This is a genomic window from Massilia sp. CT11-108 (genome assembly GCF_047302915.1).
Taxonomy (GTDB): domain Bacteria; phylum Pseudomonadota; class Gammaproteobacteria; order Burkholderiales; family Burkholderiaceae_D; genus Telluria; species Telluria orientalis.
Window position 1 is genome coordinate 1 of sequence record NZ_JBKYMO010000260.1, and the last position, 8,082, is coordinate 8,082.

The 8,082-nt window shown below is 66.1% G+C and carries 7 protein-coding genes; all 7 read left to right on the forward strand.

The window, feature by feature from the left end; genetic code table 11:
- Positions 1–375, forward strand: a 375-nt coding sequence (locus tag ACEN88_RS19430; protein ID WP_413342152.1) for a 4Fe-4S dicluster domain-containing protein, incomplete at its 5' end; no start/stop codon positions are given.
- An 87-nt stretch (positions 376–462) separates the two neighbouring features.
- A complete protein-coding gene (locus tag ACEN88_RS19435) occupies positions 463–2,136 on the forward strand; it encodes an AMP-binding protein (protein ID WP_413342154.1) in 1,674 nt (557 codons plus the stop codon).
- Positions 2,137–2,225: 89 nt separating this feature from the next.
- Complete coding sequence (locus ACEN88_RS19440; RefSeq protein WP_413342156.1) at positions 2,226–2,783, forward strand: SET domain-containing protein; 558 nt, start codon at positions 2,226–2,228, stop codon at positions 2,781–2,783.
- Between the two features lie 51 nt (positions 2,784–2,834).
- A complete protein-coding gene (gene pncB / locus ACEN88_RS19445; protein ID WP_413342158.1) occupies positions 2,835–4,022 on the forward strand; it encodes a nicotinate phosphoribosyltransferase in 1,188 nt (395 codons plus the stop codon).
- Positions 4,023–4,178: 156 nt separating this feature from the next.
- Positions 4,179–6,161 (forward strand): TonB-dependent receptor plug domain-containing protein, encoded by a 1,983-nt coding sequence (locus ACEN88_RS19450; protein WP_413342160.1) that lies wholly within the window; start codon positions 4,179–4,181, stop codon positions 6,159–6,161.
- A 24-nt stretch (positions 6,162–6,185) separates the two neighbouring features.
- A complete protein-coding gene (locus ACEN88_RS19455) occupies positions 6,186–6,785 on the forward strand; it encodes a YfiR family protein (protein ID WP_413342162.1) in 600 nt (199 codons plus the stop codon).
- On the forward strand, positions 6,785–8,082 hold a 1,298-nt coding region (locus tag ACEN88_RS19460; protein ID WP_413342164.1), incomplete at its 3' end, for a histidine kinase dimerization/phospho-acceptor domain-containing protein. The genes ACEN88_RS19455 and ACEN88_RS19460, both read left to right, overlap by 1 nt.

An 8,082-nucleotide genomic window follows, 5' to 3' on the forward strand; every position in this document is an offset into this window, starting at 1 on the left:
CCGGCGTCGGCGCTGCAGGATGGGCAGAAAGCGCCGCAGCTGCGCTTCATCGAAAAGAACTGCGTCCAGTGCGGGCTGTGTGCCGATACGTGTCCGGAAGATGCGATCCGGCTGGTGCCACGCCTGTCGTTCAGCGACACGCGCAAGCAGCCCGTGGTGCTGAACGAAACGCAGCCGTTCCACTGCATCCGTTGCAACAAGGCGTTCGGGACGCTGCGCATGGTCGAGAGCATGCTGGCGCGCCTGGCCGGACATCCCGCGTTCGCCGGTCACCTCGACCGCATGCGCATGTGCGGCGACTGCCGCGTGATCGACATGATGACGCCGACGGACGAGCAGACGATCCACCAGGCGCAGGAGCTGCGCCGGCGCTGACCGTGGCAGAATAGGCACGAGCCGCTATACGACCACCGGAACGGGCGCTCACGAGGCGCCCGTTTCGCAACCACAAGGAGACGACCGATGGCATCCCCGTACGAGCGCTTCATCCGCGCGCGCGACTTCCTGCACCAGCATCGCACCGACTACGCGACGGCCTACCGCGACTACGAGCCGCCCGGGCTCGACGAATTCAACTGGGCACTCGATTATTTCGACATGCAGGCGCAAGCCAACACGACGCCCGCGCTGTGGGTCGTGGAACAAGACGGCAGCGAGCGCAAGATCGGTTTTGCCGACATGGCGGCGCGTTCCAGCCAGGTCGCGAACTGGCTGCGCGATTGCGGCGTGCGGCGCGGCGACCGCGTGCTCCTGATGCTGCCGAACCGCGTCGAGCTGTGGGAGGTCATGCTGGCGGGGATCAAGCTGGGCGCCGTCCTCGTGCCGACGACAATGCTCGTGTCCGGCAACGACCTGCAGGACCGCCTGCAGCGGGGCCGCGTGCGCCACGTGATCGCGCAGGCGTCCGAGACGCACAAGTTCGCGGACCTCGCCGGCGATTTCACGCGCATCGCCGTCGGCGCAAGCACCCCCGGATGGCGCGATTACGCGGACAGCGCGACGGCGGCGGCAGGCTTCGTTCCGGACGGGGTCACGCGCGCCCTTGACCCGCTGCTGCTGTACTTCACGTCGGGCACGACCGCGAAGCCGAAGCTCGTGCTGCACAGCCACCAGAGCTATCCGGTGGGCCACCTGTCGACGATGTACTGGATCGGGCTGCGGCCGGGCGACGTCCACTGGAACATCAGCTCGCCCGGCTGGGCCAAGCATGCGTGGAGCTGCTTCTTCGCGCCGTGGAACGCGGGCGCCACCGTGTTCGTCTACAACTACGAACGCTTTTCCGCGCGCGCCTGCCTGGACACGATCGTGCGCTGCGGCGTGACGTCGCTGTGCGCGCCGCCGACCGTGTGGCGCATGATGATCAAGGAGGACCTCGCGCAGTGGCAGCCGCCGCTGCGCGAACTGGTCGGCGCGGGCGAGCCGCTGAATCCGGAAGTCATCGAGCAGGTCGAGCGCGCGTGGGGCATCCGCATCCGCGACGGCTTCGGCCAGTCCGAGACCACGTGCCAGATCGGCAATCCGCCCGGCCAGCCCGTGAAGCCGGGCTCGATGGGCCGGCCGCTGCCGGGCTACCGCGTCGCGCTGCTCGACATCGACGACCAGCCTGCGGAGGAGGGAGAGATCTCGCTTCGCCTCGATCCGGCGCCGCTGGGCCTGATGCTGGGCTACGAGAACGACGAGGCGAAGACCGCGGACGTCATGCGCGCCGGCCACTACCACACGGGCGACACGGCGCGCGTGGACGAGGATGGCTATTACTTCTACGTGGGCCGCAACGACGACGTGTTCAAGTCGTCCGACTACCGCATCAGCCCGTTCGAACTGGAGAGCGTATTGATCGAGCATCCGGACGTGCTGGAAGCGGCCATCGTCCCGAGTCCGGACCCGGTGCGCCTCGCGGTGCCGAAGGCGTTCATCGCGCTGCGTCCGGGCGTGGAGCCGACGCGCGCACTGGCCGCCGCGATCTTCGCCTTCGCGCGCGACCGGCTGGCGCCGTACCAGCGCATCCGCCGCATCGCGTTCGCGGACTTGCCGAAGACGATCTCCGGCAAGATCCGCCGGGTCGAGTTGCGCAGGGCGGAGGCGGCGGGCGATCGGGCCGTGCTTGAATTCAGGGACGACGAATTCGGCGCCTGAGCAGCCGACACGGTAAGATAAAGGCGTGCGGCAGGAATGCCGCGATCCGATCAATAATAGATCGTGTCCATCCAACCGAACGCCGATCCATGAACCCGTCCGTCAATCCGACCACATCGAAGCAGACCGCAAGCAAGGGCGCCGGCAAGCCGGCCCGCCCGGCCTCGTACGAGGTTCGGCAATCGCCCGTGCACGGCAACGGCGTGTTCGCGCTGCGCGACATCCCGGCCGGCGAGCGCATCATCGAATACCGCGGCGAGCGCATCACGTGGGACGAAGCGACGCGCCGTGCTGCCGAACGGGGCGGCCCGGTCAATCACACGTTCTATTTCAGCCTCGCCGACGGCAACGTGATCGACGGCGGCCGGCGCGGCAACGACGCCCGCTGGATCAACCACGCGTGCGAACCCAATTGCGAAGCCTACGAAGAAGACGGCCGCGTGTACATCCACGCGCTGCGCGACATCGACGCGGGCGAGGAACTCAATTACAACTATGCGCTGATCTACGACGAGCGCCACACGCCCGCGCTGAAGCGTTTGTTCGCCTGCCGCTGCGGCACGCCGGCCTGCCTCGGCACGATGCTGGCGCCCAAGAAGCGTGTGCGCAAGCAGGGGCCGCGCAAATCTGCCGGCGCCCCGACCTGAAGCATCCGGACCAGACATCGACACCACAACAACAGGAACCCCCGCCCGCCCATGAAACCCGTCGTCCGCAGCCTGCTCGAAACCGATCTCTATAAATTCACCATGTGGCAGGCTTTGATGCACATGCACCCGAACGCCATCGGCGAATACGAGTTCAAGTGCCGCAACACGCCCGCCTATCCGCTGGCGGAATTGAAAGAAGAAGTCGAACGCGAGTTGGACCATCTGTGCACGCTGATGTTCACGGAGGACGAGGTCAGTTACATGAGGTCCCTGCGCTTCATCAAAAGCGACTTCGCCGACTTCCTCACCTTGTTCCGTTTCCAGCGCAAGTTCATCCACGTGGAAACGGACGGGCCGCACCTGCGCATCCGCGCCTGCGGCCCCATCGTGCACGTGATGGGCTTCGAGATCTTCGTGCTGTACATCGTCAACGAGCTGTATTTCCGCCGCTTCGACCAGCAGGCCGCCATCGAGGAGGCGCGCAAGCGGCTCGACCAGAAAATCGCCGAGTTCCGCGCCTTCGACCAGGAACCGAAGAAGACCAACCCGTTCGAGTTCTTCGATTTCGGCGTGCGCCGCCGCTTCTCGGGCGACTGGCACGAGGAAGTCGTCGCCACGCTGGCACGCGAGCTGCCGCAGTTCTTCAAGGGCACGTCGAACGTCTACCTGGCGAAGACATTCAACCTGGTGCCGATCGGCACGATGGCGCACGAATACATGCAGGCGTTCCAGTCGTTCGACGTGCGCCTGCGCGATTTCCAGAAGAAGGCGCTGGAGGACTGGGTGCAGGAATACCGCGGCGACCTCGGCACGGCGCTGACGGACGTCGTCGGCATGGACGCCTTCCTGCGCGATTTCGACCTGTATTTCGCCAAGCTGTTCGACGGCCTGCGCCACGATTCCGGCGACCCGGTGGAGTGGGGCGAGAAGGCCATCGCGCACTACGCCAAACTGCGTATCGACGCGCGCACGAAGCGCCTCGTGTTTTCGGATGCGCTCACCGTGCCCAAGGCGCTCTCCCTGTACCGCCACTTCGCCGACCGCGTGATGACGGGCTTCGGCATCGGCACCAAGCTCACCAACGACACGCAGTACGACCCGCTGAACATCGTCATGAAGCTCACGCGCTGCAACGGCCAGCCCGTCGCCAAGCTGTCCGACAGCCCCGGCAAGGGATTCAGCACGGACGAGACGTTCATCGCCTATCTGCGCCAGGTGTTCGACCAGCACATCTGAACGGTTGCCGCTGTCAGTTTTTTCGCGACAAAGACTTTCGTGCTTTTTTATTGCGTTGAGTCTACTATTGTTTTGATATCGCTCACATTTGTATCGAATTCCCGGGGCGTCGCTCGGCCCTGACAGCAACGTCCACCAGGAGCGCACGTTTTGATAATGTTTTGGCAAAAAAATCCGTGTCGGGAGGGGCGGTCGCGTGCCATCACAAGAGGACCGGCCAGGCGCGCCTACCGGCTGACCGGATTGTTATTGGCGGTGGCCGGACTGCCGTGCCAGGCGACGCCGCAGGGCAGCGCGTTGCTCGACCTCAGTTTCGACCAGCTGGCCGATATCCGCGTTACCTCCGTGTCCAAGAACAGCGAGCGCCTGGCGGAGGCGGCGGCTTCCGTATTCGTCATTACGAGCGACGACCTGCGCCGCAGCGGCGTTGCCAGCCTGCCGGAGGCGTTGCGCCTGGCCCCGAACCTGCAAGTGGCCGAAGCAAGCGCCTACGGTTATACGATCAGCGCGCGCGGCTTCAACAGCAGTGCAGCCAACAAATTACTGGTGCTGATCGACGGCAGGTCGGTGTATACGCCGTTGTTCTCAGGCGTGTTCTGGGACGCGCAGGACGTGATGCTGGAAGATGTCGAGCGGATCGAAGTGATCAGCGGGCCGGGCGGAACCCTGTGGGGCACGAATGCGGTCAACGGCGTCATCAACATCATCACCCGTTCGTCCGCGGATACGCAGGGCGGCCTCGCCGGTGCCGGGGGCGGTAACCGCCGGGCCGATGGCGCGGTACGTTACGGAGCGAAGCTGGACAGCGGTGCGACCTACCGGATGTACGCGAAATACACGGGCCTCCGGCACACGTCGCTGGCAACCGGCGACCCCATCGACGACGGCGCCCACCATGTACAGGCCGGTTTTCGTGCCGACTGGCAGCACGGTATCGACCGGTTCACCGTCCAGGGTGACGCTTACCATGGTATCGCGGACCAGCCTTTGCCCGGCATGATCGCGATATCCGGGATGCAGCTTGCGCTGGGCCCGATCACGCTGGCCGGCGCGAATCTCAACGCCCGCTGGGAGCGCCAACTGGAAGCCGGGGGGCGCTTCAGCCTCCATGTGATCGAAGATCATACCGAACGCACCGTGCCGCCGACGTTCGGCGAGGTGCTCGATATCGTCGATGTCCAGTTCCAGCACAACCTGGCGCCCATCGGCATGCACGCGCCGGTGTGGGGCGCGGGCTACCGCTACAGCATCGATCGGGCCCGCAACAGCCGCTACGTCGCCTTCCTGCCGGCGGACCTGAACCAGAAATGGGCCAGCCTGTTCGTCCAGGACGAGGTGTCCCTGCGTGCCGACCTGCACCTGACCGTCGGCACCCGCCTCGAACGCAACGACTATACCGGCGTCGAAATTCTGCCCAATGCCCGGCTGGCCTGGACACCGGCACCCGGGCACACCCTGTGGGGCGCGTTGTCGCGCACCGTACGCGCGCCGTCGCGCTTCGACCGCGACATCTATGTGCCGGGCGCGCCGCCGTACCTGCTCGACGGCGGATCGACCGTGAAGTCGGAGACGGCGCGGGTCGCGGAACTCGGCTATCGCGGCCAGGCCACCGCGACGCTGTCCTATTCGGTCACGGCGTTCCATGCCCGATACGACGATCTGCGCACGCAGGAGGTCGCGGCCAGCCGCACCTATGTTTACTACGCCAGCAAGATGGAGGGGAGCACCCGCGGCATCGAGATGTGGGGCACGTGGCAGGCCGCGCCGCACTGGCGCCTGAACGCGGGGATGAATGCGCTGCATGAAGGGCTGCGCCTGCAACCCGGCAGCAACGACGCCGGGGCCACCGCGACGGCCGGGCTGGACCCCGCGCATCAATGGCTGCTGCGTTCATCGCTGGACCTGGACGGCGGGCGTTCGCTCGATTGCACGCTGCGCCATGTGGCCGCGCTGTCCGGCCCCGACGTGCCGGCCTACACGAGCGTGGATCTGCGGTATGGCTGGCGGCCGCGCCCGGACTGGGAGTGGTCGATCGCCGCGCAGCACCTGAACGGCGGCGGGCACGCGGAATTCACCCCGGCGGCGACACGCAGCCAGTTCGGCCGCGGCGTCTATGCCAAAGTCGTCCATCGCTTCTGAACCGCCCGCGCCACGACGACGACCATGTTCATTTCCAGGCTCCAGCGTAAGGGCGCCGCCGGCTTGCGGGGCCGGCTGTCGGTGCTTGCATGCGTTCTCGTCGTCATGGCCGGCGCCGCGCGCGCCGATACCCAGGCGAACGGAAGCTCCGGCCAGGTCGTGCGTCAGATCGAGGCCGCTTATCTGTACAAGTTTGCCAGCTTTGTCGAATGGCCGCCCGAGGCGTTTGCCCGGCCCGACAGCAGCTTCACGATCGGCCTGGCCGGCTCGGACGCGCTGGCCGACGAACTCGAGGCCAGCCTGGCGGGACGCACCGTGAACGGGCGCAAGGTGGCCGTGCGCCGGCTGCGGCGCGGCGAGGCGCCGACCGACGTGCAGATGCTGGTCGTCGGCACGCCGGATGCCCGCTGGGCGCGCGAGCTGTATGCGGCCATCAAGGACCGCCCGGTCCTGACGGTCGCCGAACCCGGTGCCGAGCCCGGCGCCGACAGCATGATCAGCTTCACCGTCGTCGACGACCGCCTGCGCTTCGAAGTGGCGCTCAGGCCGATCAAGCCGAGCCGTCTGAAGATCAGCGCACTGATGCTGAGTGCAGCTTACAAAGTGGAAAAAGGGAATCCGTGATGCTGCGCTCCTACTCCATCCGCAACAAGATGTTCGTCATCGTGTTGTCGACCACGCTGGTGGCGCTCGCCGTGGCGCTGGTCGGCAATGTGGCCGGCGACATCTGGACCTACCACCGCGGGCTCGTGACGGAAATGACGACCCAGTCGACGCTGCTCGGACGCATGACGGCGCCGGCACTGGCGTTCGACGATCCGAAGCTGGCGACCAGCAACCTGCACTTGTTCGACACCTGGCCGAACATCGAGGCCGCGGCGATTTATGACGAGCACGGCAAGCTGTTCGCGTCGTATGTGCGCCCTGGCCACGGCAAGGACCTGCCGGTGCTGCCGGAGGCGGACGGCGCGCAGGTCGACGGGGCGCGCCTGAACGTGTTCCGGCGCATCGTCGGCGAGAGCGGCATCGTCGGCACCGTCTACATGTGTGCCAGCTACGATCCGACGAGGACTGTTGCGGTCGACGTCGCCATCGCCGTGGTCGTCTGGCTGATCGCGATGGCGATTGCCCTGTTGATGGTCGTGCGCATGGAGAAGCTGGTGAGCCGTCCAATATTGGCGGTCGCGGAGACGGCGCGCGACGTGGTGGCCCAGCGCGACTATTCGCGCCGCGTCGAAGCCAGCAGCAGCGACGAAGTCGGCATGATGGTGGGCGCGTTCAACGACATGCTCGGCGAGATGGAGCGCCGCACCGGCGAACTGGAGTCGTCGAACCTGGCCATCATGCGCGAAGTGGAACAGCGCGAGCGCGCCCAGCGCGAGGTCATGCGCCTCAACGTCGACCTCGAGCAGCGCGTGACGGAGCGCACCTCGGAGCTGGAACTGGCCAAGGCGGCGGCGGAGGAGGCGAACCAGGCAAAATCGTCGTTCCTGTCGAGCATGAGCCATGAATTGCGCACGCCGCTCAACGCCATCCTCGGCTTTACGCAACTGCTTGCCAACGACGCCCAGCCGAACAACGTCGAGCGCAAGAAGGAATTTACCGGCTACATCCTCAAGGCGGGAAAACACCTGCTCACGCTGATCAACGAGGTGCTCGACCTTGCCAAAGTCGAGTCCGGGGCGGTCACGCTGTCGCTCGAGGCCGTGGCGCTCGAGGAAGTCATCCAGGAATGCCGGGCCATGATCGAACCGCTGGGCGACCAGCGCGGGTTGCGCATGACGTTTCCCGACGCGCCGGGCGTGACCGTGCTGGCCGACCGGACGCGCCTGAAGCAGATCCTGTTGAACCTGTTGTCGAACGCGATCAAATACAATCGGGCCGGTGGCGTGGTGGCGCTCGACTTTGTGCCGGACGCGGC

Bases quoted from the DNA above. Each gene is read 5' to 3' on its own strand.
- pncB (WP_413342158.1), top strand. From the start codon at position 2,835: ATGAAACCCGTCGTCCGCAGCCTGCTCGAAACCGATCTCTATAAATTC.
- ACEN88_RS19450 (WP_413342160.1), top strand. From the start codon at position 4,179: ATGTTTTGGCAAAAAAATCCGTGTCGGGAGGGGCGGTCGCGTGCCATC.
- ACEN88_RS19440 (WP_413342156.1), top strand. From the start codon at position 2,226: ATGAACCCGTCCGTCAATCCGACCACATCGAAGCAGACCGCAAGCAAG.
- ACEN88_RS19455 (WP_413342162.1), top strand. From the start codon at position 6,186: ATGTTCATTTCCAGGCTCCAGCGTAAGGGCGCCGCCGGCTTGCGGGGC.
- ACEN88_RS19435 (WP_413342154.1), top strand. From the start codon at position 463: ATGGCATCCCCGTACGAGCGCTTCATCCGCGCGCGCGACTTCCTGCAC.